We start from the raw sequence: 23,707 nt of genomic DNA on the forward strand, positions 1-23,707 counted from the left end.
CGGAATTGCTCCATACAAATATCAATTATCACAAGGAGGAACAATCCTTACGGCTTATCAGGATGGAAACATCTTCTCTAACTTATCAGCAGCAACTAATTATACTGTTGAAGTTAAAGATGCCAAAGGATGTATCATTGCAGTACCGGTTCCGGTAACCATTGCTCAACCGACTCCATTGACGGCGAGTTCAACGATTACGACAGCTTTATTATGTACGGCAGGCAATGCTCCATCAAAAGCGGTTGTTACGGTAACTCCATCAGGAGGAACATCTCCGTATCAGTACAGTTATGACAATGGAACAAGCTTCTCAGGAACGAATACATATGAGACGTTTGCTGGAATTACATTTGATGTAATCGTTAAGGATGCAAATGGTTGTACATTCACTATCACAAATGGTGTTAATGTACCAGCATTGAACCCTCCAACAGACTTGACATTCGCAACAACGGTTCCAGTAACATGTTTAGTGAAAGGAACAGTTGACATTACAGGTCATACAGGTGGGGTTGGACCATTCCAATACGAGATTTTGTCTCCTATTGTAAGAGCTAAACAAGGATCTACAACATTTGCAAACTTAGATCCAGATACTTATGTATTCCAGATTACAGATGCAAATGGTTGTACTTATAATGAGTCATACACTGTTGCGCCGGTAACAAATATTACAGTTGCAAGTTCATTAATTAAAAATGTGTCTTGTAATGGTGGTACTGACGGTTCAATTAAATTTACAGTTGAAAACAAAGCAGGTGGATTTACATATTCATTAAGTCCAGCTTTAGGTACAGCAACTCAGGTAGGTGATGTTATTACAGTAACTAATTTACCAGCTAATACGTATACACTTACAGTGACAGATGCTATTACAGGTTGTACGGCTACAGCAATAATCGATGTTGCTCAGCCAGCTGTTTTAGATGTTGCTTTAGTGTCTAAAACTGCAGCAAATTGTTACCTAGGTTCTATCGTTACTGTTCAAGCAACAGGAGGAACTCCAGTATACAAATATGCATTTGTTAAAGCTGGGGTTACGCCAACAGCAGCAGACTTTTCAACTAGCAATAGTACAGTGTTAGCTTATGATGATTTAGGATCAAATGATTGGGATGTGTATGTTCAGGATGCAAACTTGATTTGCTCTGATAAAGTACTTGTTACAATTACGAAACATCAGGCACCAACTATTAATCCTAATGCTAATGTATATTGCTACACTGGTGGACCAGTTCCAATTACAATTACAGGAACAACCGATCCAGCAATTGCAACGCCACCAATGTATAGTATCGGTAACGGTTATTACGCTAGTCCTAACTTTACGTTAAATGCTCCAGGTACTTACGAATTCTTTATTAAAGATGGTAATGGTTGTGTGGCAAAAGCTACTTATGTATTAAGACAAGAATTGTTGATACAAGCAACTCTTACTCAAGATTTAAACTGTACTACAAACGATGCAACAATTACATTGACAGCAACGCAAGGTACAGGTGCAGGAACATATGCTTTCGAATATGATCTTAATAACAGTGGTGTTTATAACCCAGTTACAGCATTGCCATTTGTAACTAGTACAGCAGGAACTTATACTTTCAGAGTAAAAGATGCTGTAACTTGTGAGGCAGTTTCTGTTCCGGTAGTAGTAACGCCGCTTACTATTCCAACATTTGCAACTTCGGCAGTAAATGCATTATGTCAAGGTGATTTGAACGGAAGTATCACGGTAACAGCTTCGAATGGTGTTGCACCGTACAAATACAGCATTAACGGAGGAACTTTTGTTAACTCTAATATTTTTGCTGGATTAGGCAGAGGAACTTATGCAATTGCTGTTATGGATGCTAAAGGATGTTCTTCAGCTGCAGTTAATGTTGATATCACAGACCCAGTTGTTTTAACAGCTACAAATGTTGTTTCACCATTTGGATGTGATCCTTCTAACACTGCAAAAGATGCATCAGTTACGCTTACAGCTCATGATGGTACAGGACCTTATAGCTATAGTTTTGATAATGGTGTGAGTTTTGGAGCTTCTCCTACTCATATTGTGAACGCAGCATCTACGATTAATTATGTTGTAGTTGATTTTAATGGATGTAGAGTATCAGGATCTGTAACAGTTCCTGGATATAATCCACCAACTAAATTCGATCTTTCGGCTACGCCAATTTACTGTAATACAGTTGGAGGTGTTGCGACTGTGACAGTTAGTAATATCGTTGGAGGTGTTGCGCCATTTAACTATGCGATTACTCAACCAACAGGTTCAGCTACTTCAAATGCAACAGGAAGTTTCGCTGGTCTATTGCCAGGAACTTATGTAATAAAAGTTACTGATTTTAATGGATGTAGCACTTTAAATTCAATTGAAGTTAAAAAAGCAAGCGAAATCAGTGTAGATGCTCAATTATTGAGCGATGTATTATGTAATGCTGGTACAACAGGATCTATTGCCTTTACAATCAGCAATTATATCGCTCCGGCTAATTATACATTTGCATTGTCTCCAAATAACGGAACATTCACGCAAACAGGTGATGTAGTGACTTACACTGGATTAACTGCAGCTAGTTACACATTCACAGTTACTGATAATACATCAGGATGTACAGATAATGTTTCTAACTTCATCGTTAACCAGCCAGCTGCTGCATTGAACTTTACAATGGCCGCTACAAATATTACTTGTAATAATAAAAATGCAACTATCACAGTAACTGCAACTGGAGGTACTCCAGCTTATAGTTATGCTGCTGTTGCAAGTGGAACTGCTGCTCCAACAGTTTACAGTACTGATAACAAAATTGTTGTTGATACTAATAACGGAACTGTTTTAGCTTGGGATGTTTATGTGAAAGATTTTAACGGATGTACAACTTTAGTTAAAACACAAAATATTTCAACTGCTCCACTTCCAAGTGGTATTACAGCAAATGTTGCTAGCCAATGTCCAAGTGCAACTGGAACTTACGATTTCACAGTTACTGTGACTTCAGGAGTTGGACCATTTGAATACAGCATTGGTGGTGGCTTCCAAGCAAGTCCAACATTCAGTGTGAACTCTTCAGGTTCTTATGATATTACGGTTAAAGATGCCAACGGATGTACAACTACTGTAACAGGTGCTGTTGTAATCAGTGGAGCTCTTGACTTACAATTAGATGTTCAGAAATTACCAAGTTGTGATTTCCCTGACGGAAGAATTGTAGCGAAAGCGACAGGTGGTTCTGGAAACTATAAATACACTTCTGGAGCTTATATTCCGGTAATTGCAGGAACAACAGCAACATTCAACAATATGGCTGCTGGTTCTCATACAATTACAGTTGAAGATTTAACAACTGGATGTAAAGATGTTGTTACTGTTGAAATGAAAGCAGCAACACTTATTACAGGTCTTAGTTTAGAGAAATACGATGTTAAGTGTAATGGTGATTCTAATGGACTAATCATTGTTCATTTAGCTCCAAACGCTCCAGGCGTAAATGACAACCCAGTTTATACTTACACGTTAACAGGAACAACTATTGGAAATGTAGCTGTAAGTAGAGGACCTCAAGAAGAGAATGTTTTTGATAATCTTTTACCAGGTGATTATACCGTAAGAGTAACTTCTGGAAGAGGTTGTAATGCTCAAGCAGATACAAGAATTATACAACCAGCACCAGTTGTGGTTAATGCGCCAGCTGTTACATCATTTGTATGTACAACAGGTACAAACACAACTAACTTTGCTAGTATTACAGTTAATTCTGTGACAGGTGGTACAGGTCCTTATGTTCTTTATGAGTTCAGTAAAAACGGAACTGTAGTTCAAAGCAGCAGTTCTAATGTTTACAATGAAACTGATCTTGCAGGTGGTTCTTATACTGTTAGAGTATTTGACAGCAATGGTTGCATAGGATCTTCTACGACTCCAATTACAATTGCACCATTTATTACTATGGATGACTTAAATGTTGCTGTAGTGACGCCAATTACTTGTGTTGCAAATGAAACTATTCAGGTTTCTGTTACTGCAACAGGAGGAACTCCAACAGGATTAGTTTATACGCTTAAAGGTATAGAAGGCACTGTATTCAATCAGACAAATCCAACAGGATTATTCTCTGGATTAGCGATTGGAAAATATGAAATAACTGTATTTAACCCAGCAACTGGATGTACAATTAAAGATTATCATTACATATATGATCCTAATACTTTCATAATCAAAGCTACTCCAATAAGTGGTGAAATATGCTACGGAACAGCTGATGGAAGTGTAGACTTATTGTTTGTTGACACTTTATTGATTCCAACAAATGATGCAGGAGCATTTACATACACAATAACTGGTCCAGTACCAAGTTCAGGAACTTCTTCAACTGCAGGTCCTGTTACAATTACTGGATTAACAGCGGGACAATATACAGTAACAGCTACATTAACTAGTGCTACTGGTCCACAATGTACAGTAAGTACTGTATTCAGCATTAAACAACCAATAGCTCCATTAGCGATTACGAAAACACAATCGCCAATTACATGTGCTGCTGGAAACAATGACGGAACAATTTCAGTTGCAGCTTCTGGTGGATATGATATGACTTATGAATATGAGCTAGTTGGTCCAGTAAGCAAAACGTACTCTACAGAGAATGTATTTACAGGTTTAACAGCTGGTGCTTATACAATCAATGTGAGAGATGCAAAAGGATGTATTGCTACAACAACAGCAACACTTGTTAATCCAGCACCAATTGTGGTAAACCCAACAGCAAGCACAACAATGTTGTCTTGTCATGGAGATAAGAGTGCAGTAATTACTGTAGCTCTTCCAACAGGAGGTCAGGGAAGTAATTATATGTACACATTAAATAAGATTTCTGATACCCCTATTAGTGTTGAAGGTCCACAATCAAGCCCTGTATTTGCAGGATTAGGTGCAGGAACTTACACAGTAACTGTTACAGACGGATTTAGTTGTTCTGCTACATCTGCTCAGATTGTGATTAACGAACCTACAATTGTAGAAGGAACTTTAATCCAATCTAAGATTGAAACTTGTACTACACAAGCACAGCTTACATTAAGTGCTGTTGGAGGAAAAGCTCCTTATACTTATAGTTTAAATGGAACTACAGTTTTAGGAACATTCACTTCTTCAGTTACATTTAATGTTGCTCCGGGAGTTTATAGCTACATTATTAAAGATGCTAACGGTTGTACAGGATTTGCAACAAATGGTATTACTGTTGCTCCATTGATTCCTTTAACTGTTGGTCTAGATGTTTCTAGTGCAATTGTAAGATGTAAAGGTGATGCAACAGCGATCTTGATTGCTCAGGCAGAAGGTGGTTTAGGAAACTATGTTTATACATTGTATAGCGGAACTACAGGTACAAATATCGTACGTGCAGCACAAAACAATGGTACATTCTTAGACTTGCCAGTAGGTTTCTACAGAGTAGGTGTACAAAGTGGAGATTGTAGTAAAGTGAGTGCGGCATTTGAAATTATTGAGCCTCAAACTCCATTTAGAGTTGATTTTGCTCAAACAAATGTGAGCTGTTTTGGTGAAAGCAATGGTAAAATGGTAATCACTGCAACTGGTGGAACTGGAGCATACAAATACTCTATTTCTCCAGACTCTGATCAATACGATACTAAAAATGTATTTGAGAACTTAGCGGTTGGTCAGTATACAGTAACAGCAATCGATGCAAACGGATGTAACGAGGTATACACTTTCACAATTACACAGCCAGAATTATTGAGAGGAAAAGAAGTTCCAAACTCTATGATTCCTGAAGTATGTGTTGGTGACAAAGACGGTGCATTTAGTGTTGAAATTTTAGGTGGTACTGCTCCATATAAAGTAAGTCTGGATAATGAAAAAGGTCCATTTACTGCAGGTGCAGCAGGTCAGACGATATTTGACTTTACTAACTTAACTGGTGGTACACATACAGTTTACTTTACAGATGCAGCAGGATGTATGAACTTACTTGCGATTAACATGCCATTGCCAGTTGTTCTGAATCCAACAGCTGAAGTAAATTATGACTGTGTTGACAATAAAGCAGCTAATATGGTGACGATCACTGTTGATAAGAGCATAACGAACCTTGCTGATGTTGATTACCAACTTGACGGAACAGGTGCTTATCAACCAAGCAACATCTTTAGAAATCTTGCTCCAGGTAATCACTACGTAACGGCTAGACATACTAACGGTTGTGAAGTGCCAACAGCAAGTTTCCAAATCAAAGCTGTTCAGCCATTAAAACTTGCTTTATCTGCAGGTAAACCTGAAATGAATATCATTTCAGTAACGGCAACAGGTGGAGCACCAGGATATGAGTATAGCTTCAACGGAGAACCGTTCACATCTTCTAACACATACAAAATCTACAAATCTGGTGATTATGTAGTAGTTGTTAGAGATCAAAATGGTTGTACGTCGACTATTACAGTTCCAGCGATATATGTTGATGTTTGTTTAGATAATTACTTTACGCCTAACGGAGATGGTGTTTACGATACTTGGGGACCTGGTTGTACTAATATTTACAACAACCTTGAATTCTCAATCTTCGACAGATACGGTCGTGTAATTGCTAAATATCACTATGGTCAAAAATGGGACGGAAGATACAATGGAGAGGAATTGCCTTCAGGTGATTACTGGTATGTTCTTAAACTAAATGACGAGAAAGATGCAAGAGAGTTTGTTGGACATTTCACTTTATACAGATAACAAAATTTGAGCCCCAATGATGTTATCTAAAAAAATTATTACAATGAAAAAGTTTATTTTATCCCTAGTACTCATGGCTGTAACAACAAGTTACAGCCAAGAGTTAAACCTACCGGTGTTTACCCAGTATTTAGCTGATAACCCATTTGTACTTTCACCTGCTTATGCTGGTATTGGAGATAATCTTCGAATTAGAGCGAATGGTTTGACGCAGTGGGTCGGAATTAAAGATGCGCCTGAAAACCAGTCTTTATATGCTGATTTTAGAATCCTGGATCGTTCGGGTGTTGGAATCTCGATTTACAATGATAAAAATGGATACACAAGACAAACGGGTGCTAAGGTTTCCTTTGCGCATCACTTGATTTTGGATTATTATTCTAAGCAATATTTGTCTTTTGGTATTTCGTATAACTTCAACAGTTTCAGAATTGATATTGATGAATTTAACAATACGATTGAACATCCAATCCTGGATCCTTCGGTAACAGATAATCGTTATACGGGAAATAATAACTTTGACATTAGTGCTTTGTATCGTAATAAAAACTTCTATTTGAGTTTTAATGCGAATAACGTATTGAAGAAAAACGTTGATAAATATCGTGGAGTAGAGCCAAATCTGCTTTCAAACTATCAGGTGTATACAGGATATGTTTTTAACGACGGAGAAAATAGACGAATCGAATATGAACCATCTATCTTCTATCAATATTTTGCAAGTGATAAACGTTCTACAACCGATTTCAACTTCAAATACAGACGTTACAATCGTTATGAAGATTATTATTGGATCGGAGTTTCATACCGTATGTTAAACGACCAGTTCCCAAAACCATTATCTGTCGGACCAATGGCTGGTTTTATGAAGTCTAGATTTTACTTCGGATATTCCTATCAGGTTATGTTCAACGATTTAGGAAATTATAATACAGGTACTCACGTAGTAACCATAGGTTTTGATTTCTTGCAGGCTATCAGTAACTGTCCTTGTACGCAGAGTCCAGTTCACGATTAATAAGAACAAAACCATTTCTTAGGCTAAAGAAGCCATTATTACAAAGCGAGTCGCAACATTATGTGTTTTTACCGCAATAATTTGAAATAAACTTACAATAACATTAAATTTGAATAGTATCAATTTGCATCGTCAAAATGACAAATCAAATTTGATTTATGAAAGCTAAATTTTCACTTTACGCGAAACACATTGTTTTGTGCCTCGCTTTTTTATTTTTGCCGTATGCCTTCACATCGACAAATACGATTTTTTCATTGCCGCATTTATACACCAATGCGCATGATCGTATTTACTTTTTTATCTATTTTACATTACTCTGCTTTTTCTATTTTAACTATTACTACTTAATTCCGAAATTCTATTTTTCCGAAAAGAAGTTCATATACTATTCCATCATCATCGGATTTCTTCTTTTTTTTCTTTGGATATCAACCACTTTAGATCATCCTGCCCGAAATTTTTTAGATTTTAGAAATCCTTCGGAGCATTTTGAACACAATCCTGGTTTGTTTCCAGAAAAATTTCCTCCGCCCCCTTCGATGGTTAAAGAAATGCCTTTTGATTTTGTAGGCGGTCCGCCAACACAGTATGGACATACCGCTTTGGTTTATTTAATTGGCGTAATATCAAGTCTACTTTTTGCTATCACAGGAAGATTGCAGAGTGTTGAAAAAGAGAAAGTAAAATCGGAATTGGCATTTCTAAAAGCGCAAATCAATCCGCATTTTTTATTTAATACTTTAAACAGCATTTACGCATTGGCATTAAAAAAAGACGATAAAACGCCAGATGCAGTCGTGCAGCTTTCAGAGTTAATGCGTTATATCATGACCAATTCTAACGATGAAGTTATTGATTTGACCAAAGAAATCAACTACATCAATAATTTTATTTCACTCCAAAAAACACGTTTGGGCAATACCGTTATTGTAGATTATAAAGTCACAGGAAATACTATTGGAAAACAAATCACACCTTTAATTTTAATCTCTTTCATTGAGAATGCATTTAAATATGGTGTAAACCCAGATCAAACTTCTGAAATTTCTATCAGTATTGATATAAAAGAGGAACAACTGACTTTATTGGTTTCTAATAAAAAGACTTTTTCAATACAGTCTGAATCTGGAATTGGACTTCAGAATACAATTGAAAGATTAAAGTTGGTTTACCCAAATAAACATCAGCTTAAAATACAAGATACTCCAGAAAAATACGTTGTAAATCTATCTATAAAAGTAGGATGATAAAAGCAATTGCATTAGATGACGAGCCTTTGGCATTAGAAATTCTTCAGAGTTTATGCGACACTATTGATTATGTAGAATTGGATAAAGTTTTTACAAGATCAGATGAAGCGTTTAAATATCTAAAGAAATATCCCGTTGATTTATTGTTTTTGGATATCAATATGCCGTCAATTTCTGGTTTGGATTTTTACAAAAAACTGCCTCACAAAACAATGGTCATTTTTACAACAGCTTATTCTGAATTTGCTGTTGAAGGCTTTACACTTAGCGCAACAGATTATCTTTTAAAACCAATTTCACTTTCCCGTTTCCAGCAAGCGACTGAAAAAGCTTTTTCACAATGGAAACTACAAAATCAAAATATTGAACAACAACATCTTTTCATTCGTGCAGATTATAGTTTGATAAAAATCCTGTTTTCAGATATTTTATATATCGAAGGTTTAGATGATTATCTGAAAATTCATATTCAGAATCAAAAAACAGTTGTCGCAAGAATGACATTAAAAGCAATCCTTCAAAAATTGCCTGAAACCGAATTTATTCGGGTGCATCGATCGTTTATTGTTCCAGTTTCTAAAATTGAGAAAATTAGAAACAAAGTCATTTTTATAGATCAGGCCGAAATTCCAGTTAGCGCCAGTTACGAAGAAGCTTTTTTTGCACTTCTAGATCAAAAATAAAAATATGGCTAATTTAATGGTACACAGATAACGCGGATAAAACGGATTTTCACGGATAATAATATAAAATCCGTTTTATCCGCTTAAATCAGTGTCATCCGTGTGCCATTTTCCAAATAGTAAGAATAGTATAATCGACTTATTTTTACTACAAAAAAATATATTTTCTCCGTTTACCTCATAAATTTTGTGGTTTACCTCAAACATTTTCCAACGCTTTAATTTCGAATAATTTTACTCGAAAAGAACTGTTAATCATTCTATTGGTATAACATTTAAAACAAAAAGCAATGAAAAGAAAAGAGTTTTTAAGAGGTTTGGGTTTAATCGGAATTTCATCTTTGGCAATTCCTATTATCAACTCATGCAGTAAAGATGATGTGTCTGATTCCTCAACGGACTCAGGTTCTTCTTCTGGTTCAGGATCATCTTCTGGCGATTGTTCTGTTAGTCCTTCAGAAACAGCCGGACCTTTTCCAACAATTACGCCATCATCTTTAGTAAAATCAAATATTGTAATGGACAGAACCGGCGTTGGTTTTACTATTAAAATTACAATCAAAAACACAAAAGCAAATTGTGCTGCTTTAAAAGATGCTATTGTAGACATTTGGCATTGTGATAAAGACGGTTATTATTCTGAATATGGCGGAACTTCAATGCAATCTGTAAATTACACTTCGGTGCATTTTTTAAGAGGAAGGCAAACAACTGACGAAAATGGTCTGGTCACTTTTACTTCAATTTTCCCAGGTTGGTATTCTGGCCGCGCGACGCATATTCATGTTCATATTTACAACTCAAGCGGAACATCGTTGTTGGTTACGCAAATTGCTTTTCCTGAAGGATCAAGCAGTGCGGTCGCGCTAGTCAACGCATCAACGCAAAATGGTTATACAAAAGGTTTGAGTGGTTATACTAATAATGCATCTGATAACGTTTTCTCTGATTCAGTGGCAAACGAAATGTCAACTGTAACCGGAAGCGTAAGTGATGGTTTTGTTTTAACGCATACAATTAATGTGGCGTCCTAGTTTTAAAATTAAGTTATAATGATAGTTCAAATACCAGCTCAAATTTATAAGTCAGATTTTCGAGGTGCTTTCAATTCTCCGAAACACAACCGTTTTTCAACTTTTAACTTCGAAAATTATCAGGATTTATCCAGAAACGGATTCGGATCTTTAAAAATCCTTAACGAAGTGATATTAGCCCCCCAACAACATATCACAAGATTTGTTAGTTCAAATACGAATGTTATTATTCTGCCACTATTCGGCGGAATTGAATATAAGGATAATATCGGTAATGAGGAGTTTCTACGTGTCGATCAAATTAGAGTCTTAGCCGCAGACGATGATTTGGAAATAGAAATATTTAATCCTTATAAAGAAGAGAATGTTAGTTACCTCGAAATTGATTTTCAGATGGGAAAACAATATTTCAAAAATTATTTTCAGCAATATAAGGTAGATTTAAATGCTCATAATAAACTGAATAATTTATTCGAAATTGAAAGAGCAATTGGTTTCATCGGTGTTTATGATGGAAGAAAAGAAGGTTTTTTTGCTTTGAGAAATGCTGAAAATGGTGTTTTTGTTTTTGTTATTCATGGCGCTTTCGAAATTGAAAACCGACTTTTAGAAGCAAAAGACGGTTTAGGAATTAAAAAAGTTGGAACTATTGAATGGGAAGCATTATCTGAAAATGCTGTTTTATTAGTTATGGAAGTTCCTTTGGATAAGTAAATTAAGAAAATGGAAATCAAGAAAATAAAACTCGCTTATCGAATTGTTATTGATTCTTCTTCGACTTTTCTTTGGGACAAGTATGTTTTCGAAGATACTTTCAAAGAATACCAAATGCAAAGTCAGCAGTTTAATTCTGAAACAAGTCCAAAAAATACTTTCCGTGAATTATTAGCCGAAAATGGAAAAGCAGAGAAATTGCATTTTTTAACCGGAATTGCAGCAAGTGGTTATGTCGAACAGTTAAAAGGCAATTTTCATCGTGTTACAGATGTTCTCGGAAATGCATATTTTCCATTTATCAATTATCAGCTGGATATTATCAATACAGATACTTCAGATTCATCAAAACATAAAATCGGAATTACTTTTTATTCGCCTTTATTAACTTATTTCGGAATTGTCGAAGGAAATTATCTGGTTTCTAAAAATATAGAAGAAACTAACGAATTCGAAACTATCATGTTTCCTGTTCAAAAGAATTTATCGATCTGTTTTCTCCAAAATAAATAGTAAGCATAAAAAAACAGAAATTATTCGTTTCATTTTTTGCCTTTTCTGTCAGTCTGTAGACAGGAAAGGTTTTTTTATATAAAAGAAGATGTAAAATTTGCATTTAAAATTGTGTTTAATATTTAATAAACCAATTTATTTGTGAAATTATAACGTTTTCGTTCTTTTAATTATCGATTTTTTAGTATATCCGAATTTATTAGTACTCCAAAAGTTCTATATTTGTTGTTCTTTCAAAAAAATTAAAAAACTAGTCAAATGAAAACTTTAAACGATTTCGATTTTAAAAATAAAAAAGCAATTATTCGTGTTGATTTTAATGTCCCTTTAGATGAAAATTTCAATGTAACTGATGCAACACGTATTGAAGCTGCGAAACCTACAATTGACGCTATTTTAGCGCAAGGCGGAAGTGTAATTTTAATGTCACATTTAGGAAGACCAAAAGGTGCTGAAGAAAAATACTCATTAAAACATATTTTAAAAACAGCTTCTGAAATTTTAGGAGTTCAAGTGAAATTTGCTGAAAACTGTGTTGGAGAACCAGCTCAAACTGCTGCAAAAGATTTAAAACCAGGAGAAGTTCTTTTATTAGAAAATTTACGTTTCCACGCAGAAGAAGAAGCTGGAGATGTTGCTTTCGCAAAAGAATTGGCTTCACTTGGAGATATTTATGTAAACGACGCTTTTGGAACTGCACACAGAGCACACGCTTCGACTACAATTATTGCTCAGTTTTTCCCAACTGAAAAATGTTTCGGAACATTATTGGCTAAAGAAATTGACAGTTTAAATAAAGTTTTGAAAAACAGCGAAAAGCCTGTAACAGCTGTTCTTGGAGGTTCTAAAGTTTCTTCAAAAATTACGGTTATCGAAAATATCTTAGATAAAGTGGATCACATGATTATCGGTGGAGGTATGACTTTTACTTTTGTTAAAGCTCAAGGTGGAAAAATTGGTGAATCAATCTGCGAAGATGACAAACAAGATTTAGCTCTTGAAATTTTAAGATTAGCTAAAGAAAAAGGTGTTCAGGTTCACATTCCAGTTGACGTAATTGCTGCAGATGATTTCTCAAACACTGCAAACACTCAGGTTGTTGATGTAACAGCAATTCCTGACGGATGGCAAGGTCTTGATGCAGGTCCAAAATCTTTAGAGAACTTCAAAAAAGTAATTTTAGAGTCTAAAACTATTTTATGGAATGGTCCATTAGGAGTTTTTGAAATGGAAACTTTCTCAAAAGGAACAATCGCTTTAGGTGATTATATCGCTGAAGCTACAGAAAACGGTGCGTTTTCATTAGTAGGAGGCGGAGATTCTGTTGCTGCTGTAAAACAATTCGGTTTTGAAGATAAAATGAGTTACGTTTCAACAGGTGGTGGAGCTATGCTAGAGATGCTTGAGGGTAAAGTTTTACCTGGAATTGCAGCAATTTTAGAATAAAATATCACAATTAACATTTTTTTGCGTATTTTTAAACACTAAACTTTTTAGTTTTGCAAAAATACGTCTCTTATAATTTATTGATTTATAAGATTTTAAAAAAATGTTATATGATTGTACGGAAAATATCTTTAATAGTCGGAGTTCTATGTTCAATGTCAATGTTTGCACAGCAATCTGCATCATCAGAAGTAGAAGTAAAGCCAGAAGTAAAATTATCGTATCTCGATTCGGTTAAAAGCACATTCAAAAAAAATGACGTGGCTGCAAAAGCAGACAGTCTTTGGATGAAAGAATTAACAAGTCTTGATATTTATGATGATCTATCAAAAGATATTCAAACCATTAATTCGGATGTAACAGTTGATCAGGAATTGCCAACAGAATTGCTAAAACAGCGTTTGCAGGCGATGAACGAAAAATCTCCGTTTAATATAGAATACAATCAAGGTTTAGAAAACTTAATAAAGTCATTTCTTAAGAATCGTAAAAAATCGTTTTCTCGATTAATGGCTTTATCAGAATATTACTTTCCAATTTTTGAGGAATCGTTCGCAAAGAATAATGTTCCTTTAGAAATCAAATATTTAGCCGTTGTAGAATCTGCTTTAAATCCTAAAGCAGTTTCTAAAATGGGCGCCACAGGACTTTGGCAGTTCATGTATGGCACAGGAAAACAATACGCTTTAAAAATCGATTCTTATGTTGATGAGCGTAGCGACCCAATGAAATCTACAGCTGCAGCAAGCGATTATTTTACCAAAATGTTTGAGGTTTTTAATGATTGGGAACTTGTTTTAGCATCTTATAATTCAGGACCTGGAAACGTTACTAAAGCCATTCGTCGCTCTGATGGAAAAACAAAATATTGGGATATTCGCAGTAATCTTCCAAAAGAAACGCAAGGTTATGTTCCGGCATTTTATGCAACAATGTATCTTTTTGAATATCATAAAGAACATGGAATCAACCCAGAAAGAGCTGTTGTCAAAAACTTCGAAACAGATACGCTGAACATTAAAAAAGAAATGACTTTCAAACAAATCGCCGATTTGCTTGATATGCCTCAATCTCAAATTCAGCTTTTAAATCCTTCTTATAAATTAAATGTTGTGCCTTTTTATCAAGGTGAACAACATTGCCTTCGTCTTCCGAAAGATAAAATTGCGACTTTTGTTTCTAACGAAAAGCAAATTTATGCTTATGTTGATTATATGTCGACGGTACGCACAATGCCAGCAAAATTGGCTTTGAAAGTGGCACCGAAAGTAAGATTGCAATCTCAGAAAACAAATTCGGATTTCCAATTTTATGAAGTTCAGAAAGGTGATAATTTAGGAGCAATTGCAGAAAAATACGATGTAAATCTCGCCGATTTAAAGAAATGGAATGGATTAAAATCAAATAATGTTGCTTTAGGAAGAACATTGAAAATCAAATCGGATGTTGATACATCTAAGATTTCAAAAGATGTAAAAGTAATTCCTGCTGTAGAGAAAAAGTCTGAAGAAGCAATTGCAGCTGCTGATGATAAAGAAAAAGTTGCTACACCACAGGAATATGTTGTAGCGGCTGGAGATAATTTAGGAAGCATTGCAAAAAAATTCGGTACGACTATTGCGGAGTTAAAAGAACTTAATGGTCTTACTTCAAACAATATTGGTTTAGGAAAAACTTTAGTGATTTCTAAAGAAGTTCCTGCAATTGAAGAAACTGCAAATGTAAATACTGCTATCGCGTCGAATATTTCTATTGAATCGTTCAAAAAAGGTGCAGCATCTAAAAAAATCAGTGAAGATTATTACGTTAAAAAAGGAGATTCTCTTTACAGCATTTCTAAAAAATATCCTGGAGTTACAATTTCAGATATTAAAAAATGGAATGGTATTAAAGATGGAGATATTAAACCCGGAATGAAACTTAAAATAAACGGATAATAAAAAAATCATCTAAATTTGGGTTTTATTTCATAAATTAAAAAAATGAATAAAACCCTTTTTTTATTTCTATTAGTGCCGTTTTTATTGATCTCATGTCTTAAAAACGATAAACAATCCCAACCTGTATCAGGTAAAACTAACACAATTTCGGTTATCATAGATGACCAGTTGTGGTACGGTGAGGTTGGCGACACCATCAGAAATAAATTTGCTTCTCCTGTTTGGGGATTGACTCAGGAAGAGCCTCTCTTTACAATCAATCAATATCCAGCACGCTTACTCGAAGGTTTTGTTACCGATAGTAGAAGTATAATTGTTGTTAAAAAAGCAGCAACCGACAAGTTCGAAATCATTCGAAGCAAAAAACTCCCACACAATACTTTTCGTATTTACGGAAAATCAGTAGATGATATTATTTGCAGTATTGAATTGAATTCAGCTCAAATGATAAAAATTATCCGTGATGCTGAAATTGAAAAAATTCAACAGGATAATAGCAAATCATTACTAAATCAGGCTATTATCAAAAATAAATTCCATGCCACGCTTGAAATTCCTGTTGGTTACGAATACATGCTTCATAAAAAGAATTTTATTTGGCTTAAGAAGAACATTATAAGCGGTAATACAAGTTTGCTTGTTTATCAGGTTCCGCTTCGATCCTTTAAAAAATCAAATATAGTTGGTGATATTATAAAAATGCGAGACTCTGTCGGTGCATACATAAAGGGTAGAGAACCAAATACCCGAATGATTACCGGTGAAGCTTATGCACCTTATTTTACATCAACACTTTTGGACGGAAAAAAAGCCTATGAAACGAAAGGAAGCTGGGAAATGAGAAATGATTTTATGGCCGGACCTTTTATTAATTACGCCATTATTGATGAAAAATATAATCGGATTTTAGTGATTGAAGGTTTTTGTTATTCGCCTTCCAATCAGGAACGCGATTTAATGTTGGACTTAGAAGCGATTATTAAATCAGTTAAGATTGATAAAAAGTAGTTTTTTTGGTTTCAAGTTTCAGGTTTCATGTTCTATCTGTGTGTTAAAATTAAGCTTTTCGTTTAGTGAAACCTGAAACCTGAAACTTGAAACTAAATGTTTTTCATTAAATTTGTTTGTAACAAACATAAAAACAAATACTTATGAAAAATGTAGCCGGAATATTAGTAATATTGATATTAAGTTTTATTTCTTGTAAAAAAGAAGTAAAAACAGAAACAGTAACAACAAAGGATTCAGACAGTATTAAAACCGAAGAACCAATTACTGAAGCTGAAGCACCTGTAGATTCTGCAACCCAGATAAAAGCATGGCAAGCGTATGCAACTCCCGGAGAGCCTCATAAAATAATGACAGAGGAAGTTGGAACATGGACTTGTGATATGACTTTTTGGTATGAACCAAATGGGAAACCTGAAAAAGCAACTTCAATAGCAACCGTAAAAATGCTTTTCGGCGGGCGTTATCAAGAAACTGATTATAAAGGTACTATTATGGGAGCTCCTTTTGAAGGAAAAGGAACATTAGCATATAATAATGCCACTAAAGAATTTACGAATACTTTTATTGACAATATGGGAACCGGAATGATGGTGGCTTATGGTAAATATGACGAAAGCTCAAAAACAATCGAATTAAAAGGAGAAACTGTAGATCCTGTAAAGGGGAAAAAAACTCCCTATCGTGAAGTTTATACTATTGTTGATCCGACAACTAGAAAATTCGAAATGTATGATATGAAAAACGGTGCCGAATATAAAAGCATGGAAATTATTTCGAAGAAGAAATAAAACGATATTTTCTCATTTAAAGAAATTCCAATTACAGTTTGTGATTGGAATTTCTTTTTTTAAACTAATTTCGTCTTTTCGACTACAACAATAATGGATAATGGAATTAAAATGGAAAATAAAGCCTTTTGAGGCATTAACGGTTAACGAACTATATGATTTACTAAAACTACGAAGTGAAATCTTTGTAGTGGAGCAAAACTGCGTTTATTTGGACCTTGACGGCAAAGACAAGAAAGGTTTGCATTTAATTGGTGAATTTGATGGCAAAATTGTTGCTTACACGCGTTTATTTGATGCCGGAATCAGTTTTGATAATGCATCGATTGGGCGAGTAGTTGTCGATGCCAATTATCGTGATAGAAAATGGGGACATGATTTAATGCGTGAGTCAATTAAAGCTATTAAACAAAATTTTGGCAAAGATCAAATTACAATTGGTGCTCAGCTTTATCTTAAAAAGTTCTACGAAAGTCACGGATTTGTACAAACTAGCGAAATGTATTTAGAAGATGATATTGAACATATTGAAATGATTCGTGGTTAAGAATTTTAGCGCAAAAACATTTAATGCAAAAAAGTTGCGTTAATTATTTTTTCGATAAAATGTTTTTATAATTATCTAAAAAATAATTTAATAACAGTTTTTTTTAAAGTATTACTTTAAGTAAAATGAAGTTTTTTTTTATTTAAACGATTTAAATCTTCGTAATCAAAAACTCAACTCTACGGTCATATTTATCTCCTTTTCCTAGCGGATATTTATTGCCGCAACCTTGATAAGTCATTCGGTTTTTAGATACTTTTTTAGAGCTTAGATAATTAAAAACGGTTTTGGCGCGGTTCCATGAAAGTCTTCTTTCTTTGGTGGCTTTGTCAATTCCGTCTTCGTATAAATCGGGTGTGCAGCAAACGTGACCTCTTATTTCAAATTGTATACTTTTTTGATGAAGAAGTTTCTCAGCAATTTTGTCCAATTCTTTTTTTGAAGTTGAGGTTAATACTGAACTTCCAATATCGAATAATATACTTTCTAAATAGATTTTGTCGCCAACTTTTAAATTGTCTTTAAAAGAAGTGTAAATGCCTTTTCCAAAACTGTTTCGTTTTACTACTATCAAATCAACCCGTCGATTTCGGGTGCGGGTTTCATGAAGGTTTTCGACAGTATCAGGTCGTACTACAATACGGCCTTTTCCTTCTAGAATTACAATTTTGCTTTGATTGAATCCTGCAGATGTCAACAGATTTTGAATCGTATTGGCACGATTGTTCGATAATCTAAAATTATATTCGTCTGTACCGCGATCATCGCAGTATCCGTAGATTTGTATTGACTCGACTTTTGCCGTGTCAATACTTTTAATGAAATTAATTACAACTTCGGTTTGTAGAGGAGTTAGATCATATTTGTCAAACTCAAAATAGATGGTTTTGATAGGTTTTTGCTGTGCCGATAAATTGTAAATAATAAACAGAAATAGGGCTAAACAAAGTTTCATTTCATTTTTACATTTTTAAAATCGTTTTGTACTCAGTTTGATTATTTAAAACGCTGACCGCTTTCTTAATTTCTGAATTGTTTTTTAAATAAAATTGATATAAACCTTCTTGATATTGATATCTTTTGATGAGTTCTTCCTGAATTAAATTTCTGATTTCCTTTTGGTTTTTGTCTAAAAGTGTAGTTTCACTTTTTTCTAATGCTGCCAGTAATTGTTGGTATTCAGGAGCAATTGTTTCGTCGATTTTTTCATTTTTTGCTGCTGCTAGTGTATTCTTCAAAGCAACTTCAGTTTCGGTGTCAAAACTGATTTTATTGGTTTTTAAATATTGTTTGAAACCTGCATAGTCAGCATCAGTCAGAACCGGAATTTTATCGCCAAGATTTGGGTTTTTATAATAATAAGTCGTTGCATAGTCAAAAATACCGTCGTTTTTCAATAATGCACTCGTTATCGGACTCATTTTGGTTTCGTCCAATTCAATGTCAGGCAAAACACCTCCGCCATCATAAACCGTTCTTCCTTTTCTGGTTTTAAAAGCGTTAAAGTTTTTTGCTTCCGTTCTTTGAGCAACACCATTTTTGTCTTTATGCGCATAATCTAAAGCCTGAATACAACGTCCTGAAGGAGTGTAGTAGCGGGAAATAGTAACTTTCAATTGTGTTCCGTAAGTCAGATCAACAGAACGTTGAACCAATCCTTTACCAAAACTGCGGCTTCCTAAAATCACGGCACGATCCAAATCCTGTAATGCTCCGGAAACAATTTCAGATGCGGATGCACTTCTTCCATTAACCAAAATTGCTAGTGGAATTTCAGTATCTACTGGTTCTTTAGTCGTTTTATAGGTGTTATTGTGTTTTTCAATTCTTGATTTTGTTGTAACAATCACTTCGTTTTTCGGAACAAATAAATTACAGATATCAATCGCTTCGTTTAATAAACCTCCCGGATTTCCTCTTAAATCTAATACAATTTGAGTTGCTCCATCTGCTTTTAATTTCTCCAAAGCGTCTTTTACTTCAGCAGCAGCTTTTCTGCTAAAGTGAGAAAGAACAATGTAACCTGTTTTGTTATCAATTTTTCCGTAAAACGGAACCGATTTAATATCAACTTCATCCAAAACCAATTCTGTTGTATTGGTTTTTCCCTGACGAAGGTATTTGATTTGGATTTTGGTATTCTTGGTTCCCTTCATTAATTGAGAAGCATCATCTTTATAATCTGCTATCAAAACATCACCAATTTGAATAATTTCGTCGCCCGCTTTTAATCCCGCTTTGTCTGCTGGATAATTTTTGTACGGTTCGCGAACAATCAAACGGTCTTTTTTTCTGGAAATCAAAGCGCCAATTCCAGTATATTCCCCAGTATTGTTGATTTTGAAATTCACAACATCCTGTTCGTTAAAGTAAACGGTGTAAGGATCCAAACTTCCCAACATGCTTTTAATGGCTTTGTCCATCAAATCGCCCGGATTGGTTTCGTCAACATAATTTGTATTAACGGCCTTGAATAAAGTCGTGAAGATTTCTATTTGTTTCGCAATTTCAAAAAAATCTTCTTTGAAACTGGTTCCAATAAATAATAATCCCGCCGCAACGGTTGGTATGACGAACTTCTTTTTTAAATATGGGTACATGATTATGCTTTTTTTCTTCTTTTTAATCTTCTTCTAATAAAATAGGCAAACAAACAAAATAATATGACAAACGGCCAAGCACTTAATAACGAAAGTAATAAATCGGATAAAGTAAAAAATCCTGATTTAATTGCTTCCCATAGTTTGGAACCGTAAGATATTTTGATGCCTTCTTTTTCGGCAATTGTTTTGTAAAATTCAATGGTAACAGTACTTTCAGAAACTCTGCTTTCCAGATATTTTAGTTGACCTTCTTTAGATTCAATTTCTTCGCGAATTGTTGAGATTTGTTCTTCAATTTCTAAAATTTCACTGACTTTGTTCGCTTTTTTTAAAATTTCAAGATAACGTTCCTCAAGTTTTTTCTTTGTTTTCAATCTGGAAGTCAGATCAATGTATTGTTCTGTAACGTCTTCGGCGGAGATATTTTTAACCTCAAAATAAGAAACACCTTTAGAAATATCACTTATAAAACGGTCAAAATTCTGGCTTGGTACTTTTACAGTAAGATTTCTAAAAATAGATCCAAAGTCTTTTCCTTCAGAATCGTTTATGATTCTAGCTTTACTATTCGCAACAGCTTGCTGAATTTGACTGAAAGAATTTTCTAAATTATCGGTTTCAAATTTTAAAGTCGCTTCTTTTATTATTTTTTGTTCGATTTTTTCCTTGATTGGAGGCGGAGGTGGCGGTGGAGCATCGTTCGGACTTAGCTTTTTGTCATAAGCAACATTTTCTGCTTTTGCAGGCATTTGTACAGTTTGAATAGCATAATTTTCTTCTGCAGAATCCGAAGATTTACTACATCCAAAAAGAATTAGAAACAAAAAAGATAAAATGAAAATATGACGCATAAAATTTCAATTTAGAGCTAAAACTACGATTTTTTTGTCTAATTTGATTAATAATCTTATGTTTTGAAATTTACGATTCGATTTTCTGTTCAGAATCTGGAGTTTTATTGATTTGAAGCAAAAATTTCTCAAATAACTGAATCGTTTTGGTGTTGATTTCCTGATACGATAATTTGTCTTTTGTCTGATAAAAAAACATGATGGAATACGGCTGATTCAATTGATCCAAAAGCAAATGCTTGTTCAATCGATACGTTTCTCGCAACACTCTTTTGAAGTAATTTCGGTCAACGGCTTTTTTGAAATATTTCTTAGAAACCGAAACACCAAGTTTGATTTTTTCTTCTGAATTTTCTTCCGCTTCACGATAAACCAAACGGAGCGGATATTTTGACACCGATTTCCCTTCAGAAAATAGTAATCCAATTGTCGTTTTGCTTTTTAAGCGTTCATTTTTAGGGTAAGTAAAGCTCATTTAGTTCAGAAAAAATTTGCAAATTTTACGGCAAAGGTACAATTAAACGAGAAAAACAGTTATTGTTTTCAATTTTTATAAGGCTAAAAATATATTTACTACTTTTGGCAATTAATTTTTCAGGCATGCAAAAGATAATTTCGTACCCAATATCTGTTATTTACTATTTATGTTTTGGATTGTGTTTGGTGGTTTTTCATCCGATACAATGGTTTTGCTTAAATGTTTTTGGATATCAGGCGCACAAAAAAAGTGTGGATTATTTGAACTTTTGGCTTTTAAGATGTACAAATCTTGTTGGAACAACGTATAAAGTGACGGGAGTAGAAGATATTCCGACAGGAGTTCCAATTATTTTTGTTGCCAATCACCAAAGTATGTACGATATCGTTACAATGATTTGGTACTTTAGACGTTTTCATTGTAAATTTGTAAGTAAGAAAGAGTTAGGAAGCGGTATTCCAAGTGTTTCTTTCAATTTGAAACATGGTGGATCAGTGCTTATTGACCGTAAAGACCCTAAACAAGCTATTCCTGTAATCAAAGGCTTGTCTGAATATATCGAAAAAAATACCAGATCGGCAGTTATTTTTCCGGAAGGAACCCGCAGCAAGACTGGAAAGCCTAAAGAATTTGCCCAAAGCGGTTTAAAAATCTTATGTAAATACGCACCATCAGCTTATGTTGTGCCGGTGAGTATTAATAATTCATGGAAAATGGTTCGCTATGGAATGTTTCCTGTAGGTTTAGGAAACAATCTGACTTTTACAGCTCACAAAGCAATGGCGGTAAAAGATTATGATTTTGCCGAATTAATGGCTTTGACTGAAAAGGCAGTTGTAGAAGGAGTAAACGAGTATAAATAGATTTTTGTTTTTAGCCAAAGTGCTGAAACTTAAATCCCAAATCAAAAATAAGTAATGTCTATAAAAAACATTAGATTAGAAGTAATGCAGTTTTTGGAAAAAAACGTGGATAGCTTCGTTGAACAGTATTTAATTCCAGTGGAAAAAATTTGGCAGCCGTCAGATTTCTTGCCTAATTCTGAAGGAGAAAATTTCTTTGAAGAGGTTAAAGAATTGCGTGAAATTGCTAAAGAATTACCATATGATTTCTGGGTTACGCTTGTTGGTGATACCATCACTGAGGAAGCTTTGCCTACGTATGAATCATGGTTAATGGATGTAGAAGGAATAGATCAGATTGAAAACGGCGGAAATGGATGGTCAAAATGGATCAGACAATGGACTGGAGAAGAAAATCGCCACGGAGATCTTTTAAATAAATACTTGTATTTGTCTGGTCGTGTGAACATGCGTGAAATCGAAATGACAACACAGCATTTAATCAACGACGGGTTTGATATTGGAACTGGAACTGACCCATACAAAAATTTTGTGTACACTAGTTTTCAGGAATTAGCAACTTACGTATCGCATAATAGAGTAGCACAGATGGCGAAGAAATTTGGTGATAACAAGTTGTCTAAAATGTGTAAAATGATTGCGGGCGACGAAATGCGTCATCATCATGCATACAGCGAGTTTGTTACTAGAATTTTTCAGGTTGATCCAAGCGAAATGATGCTTGCTTTTCAATACATGATGAAGCAAAAAATCGTTATGCCAGCGCACTTTTTAAGAGAATCTGGTCAAAAAATCAGCTCTGCATTTGAGCAGTTTTCAGATTCAGCGCAACGTATTGGTGTTTACACTGCAAATGATTACGTTGACATTATGCAAAAATTGATCACTAAATGGGAAATTGATAAAATTTCTAATTTGACTGATGAAGCCGAAAAAGCGCGTGATTATCTAATGAAATTACCAGGACGTATGGCTAAAATTTCTGAAAGATTGGTAATTCCTGCTGAAGGTCATATCTTCAAATGGGTAGAGCCAGCTAGACTTTAATTTTAAAGTTTTTAATGTAGATTTTATTAATTGCAACAAAGTTGCGATTTAAAATAAAACATAAAACATATGTTGATTGTTAGAGGCTTACCAGCTTTTTGCAATCAACATTTTTTATAAAATACCAATTAAGATCTTATTAAAGCAGTTTATCTCGAATAAAA

The 23,707-nt window shown here is 34.4% G+C and carries 18 protein-coding genes; 14 read left to right on the forward strand and 4 right to left on the reverse strand.

Annotated elements, in window-relative coordinates; genetic code table 11:
• From GQ47_RS20595 to GQ47_RS20650, 12 genes are all read left to right on the forward strand, one after another.
• Positions 1-6,754: T9SS type B sorting domain-containing protein (locus GQ47_RS20595; RefSeq protein ID WP_035652566.1), on the forward strand; the 6,754-nt coding region annotated here is incomplete at its 5' end.
• Positions 6,755-6,797: 43 nt separating this feature from the next.
• Entirely contained in the window at positions 6,798-7,772 is a 975-nt protein-coding gene (locus GQ47_RS20600) for a PorP/SprF family type IX secretion system membrane protein (RefSeq protein ID WP_035653473.1), read from the forward strand.
• A gap of 158 nt (positions 7,773-7,930) precedes the next feature.
• Positions 7,931-9,022 (forward strand): sensor histidine kinase, encoded by a 1,092-nt coding sequence (locus tag GQ47_RS20605; RefSeq protein WP_035652569.1) that lies wholly within the window; start codon positions 7,931-7,933, stop codon positions 9,020-9,022.
• Positions 9,019-9,708 carry a LytR/AlgR family response regulator transcription factor gene (locus tag GQ47_RS20610; RefSeq protein ID WP_035652570.1) on the forward strand — a complete coding sequence of 230 codons (690 nt, stop codon included), beginning with the start codon at positions 9,019-9,021 and terminating at the stop codon, positions 9,706-9,708. Before GQ47_RS20605 ends, GQ47_RS20610 begins: the two co-directional genes overlap by 4 nt.
• A gap of 290 nt (positions 9,709-9,998) precedes the next feature.
• Positions 9,999-10,742 carry a dioxygenase family protein gene (locus GQ47_RS20615; protein ID WP_035652571.1) on the forward strand — a complete coding sequence of 248 codons (744 nt, stop codon included), beginning with the start codon at positions 9,999-10,001 and terminating at the stop codon, positions 10,740-10,742.
• Between the two features lie 18 nt (positions 10,743-10,760).
• Complete coding sequence (locus GQ47_RS20620; RefSeq protein ID WP_035652574.1) at positions 10,761-11,456, forward strand: pirin family protein; 696 nt, start codon at positions 10,761-10,763, stop codon at positions 11,454-11,456.
• Positions 11,457-11,465: 9 nt separating this feature from the next.
• On the forward strand, positions 11,466-11,969 hold the full coding sequence (locus tag GQ47_RS20625) for a hypothetical protein (protein WP_051951700.1): 504 nt from the start codon (positions 11,466-11,468) through the stop codon (positions 11,967-11,969).
• A 258-nt stretch (positions 11,970-12,227) separates the two neighbouring features.
• Positions 12,228-13,415, forward strand: a complete 1,188-nt coding sequence (pgk, locus tag GQ47_RS20630) for a phosphoglycerate kinase (protein WP_035652577.1) — start codon at positions 12,228-12,230, stop codon at positions 13,413-13,415.
• Positions 13,416-13,525: 110 nt separating this feature from the next.
• Positions 13,526-15,352, forward strand: coding sequence for a LysM peptidoglycan-binding domain-containing protein (locus GQ47_RS20635; protein WP_035653479.1), 1,827 nt, complete (start codon positions 13,526-13,528; stop codon positions 15,350-15,352).
• Between the two features lie 45 nt (positions 15,353-15,397).
• Positions 15,398-16,363, forward strand: coding sequence for a DUF4837 family protein (locus tag GQ47_RS20640; RefSeq protein WP_035652579.1), 966 nt, complete (start codon positions 15,398-15,400; stop codon positions 16,361-16,363).
• 143 nt (positions 16,364-16,506) lie between these two features.
• Positions 16,507-17,154: a DUF1579 domain-containing protein gene (locus tag GQ47_RS20645; protein ID WP_035652581.1), complete on the forward strand. Its 648-nt coding sequence runs from the start codon at positions 16,507-16,509 to the stop codon at positions 17,152-17,154.
• 100 nt (positions 17,155-17,254) lie between these two features.
• A complete protein-coding gene (locus GQ47_RS20650; protein WP_035652587.1) occupies positions 17,255-17,701 on the forward strand; it encodes a GNAT family N-acetyltransferase in 447 nt (148 codons plus the stop codon).
• 151 nt (positions 17,702-17,852) lie between these two features.
• On the opposite strand, the gene GQ47_RS20655 is transcribed toward GQ47_RS20650, so the two are convergent.
• The 4 genes from GQ47_RS20655 to rnpA form a co-directional block, all read right to left on the reverse strand.
• Entirely contained in the window at positions 17,853-18,656 is an 804-nt protein-coding gene (locus tag GQ47_RS20655) for an OmpA family protein (protein ID WP_035652590.1), read from the reverse strand.
• Positions 18,657-18,663: 7 nt separating this feature from the next.
• Positions 18,664-20,301 carry a S41 family peptidase gene (locus GQ47_RS20660; RefSeq protein ID WP_035652592.1) on the reverse strand — a complete coding sequence of 546 codons (1,638 nt, stop codon included), beginning with the start codon at positions 20,299-20,301 and terminating at the stop codon, positions 18,664-18,666.
• Between the two features lie 2 nt (positions 20,302-20,303).
• Positions 20,304-21,155, reverse strand: coding sequence for a DUF4349 domain-containing protein (locus GQ47_RS20665; RefSeq protein WP_035652594.1), 852 nt, complete (start codon positions 21,153-21,155; stop codon positions 20,304-20,306).
• 70 nt (positions 21,156-21,225) lie between these two features.
• Positions 21,226-21,630 carry a ribonuclease P protein component gene (gene rnpA, locus GQ47_RS20670; RefSeq protein ID WP_035652597.1) on the reverse strand — a complete coding sequence of 135 codons (405 nt, stop codon included), beginning with the start codon at positions 21,628-21,630 and terminating at the stop codon, positions 21,226-21,228.
• Between the two features lie 125 nt (positions 21,631-21,755).
• On the opposite strand from rnpA, the gene GQ47_RS20675 reads away from it, so the two are divergent.
• Together GQ47_RS20675 and GQ47_RS20680 are read left to right on the forward strand one after the other, a co-directional pair.
• Entirely contained in the window at positions 21,756-22,496 is a 741-nt protein-coding gene (locus GQ47_RS20675) for a lysophospholipid acyltransferase family protein (protein ID WP_035653482.1), read from the forward strand.
• Positions 22,497-22,550: 54 nt separating this feature from the next.
• Entirely contained in the window at positions 22,551-23,543 is a 993-nt protein-coding gene (locus GQ47_RS20680) for an acyl-ACP desaturase (protein WP_035652599.1), read from the forward strand.
• The last annotated feature ends 164 nt before the right edge of the window (positions 23,544-23,707 follow it).

It is taken from the genome of Flavobacterium sp. ASV13 (genome assembly GCF_000745775.1).
In the GTDB taxonomy this organism is placed as follows: Bacteria; Bacteroidota; Bacteroidia; order Flavobacteriales; family Flavobacteriaceae; genus Flavobacterium.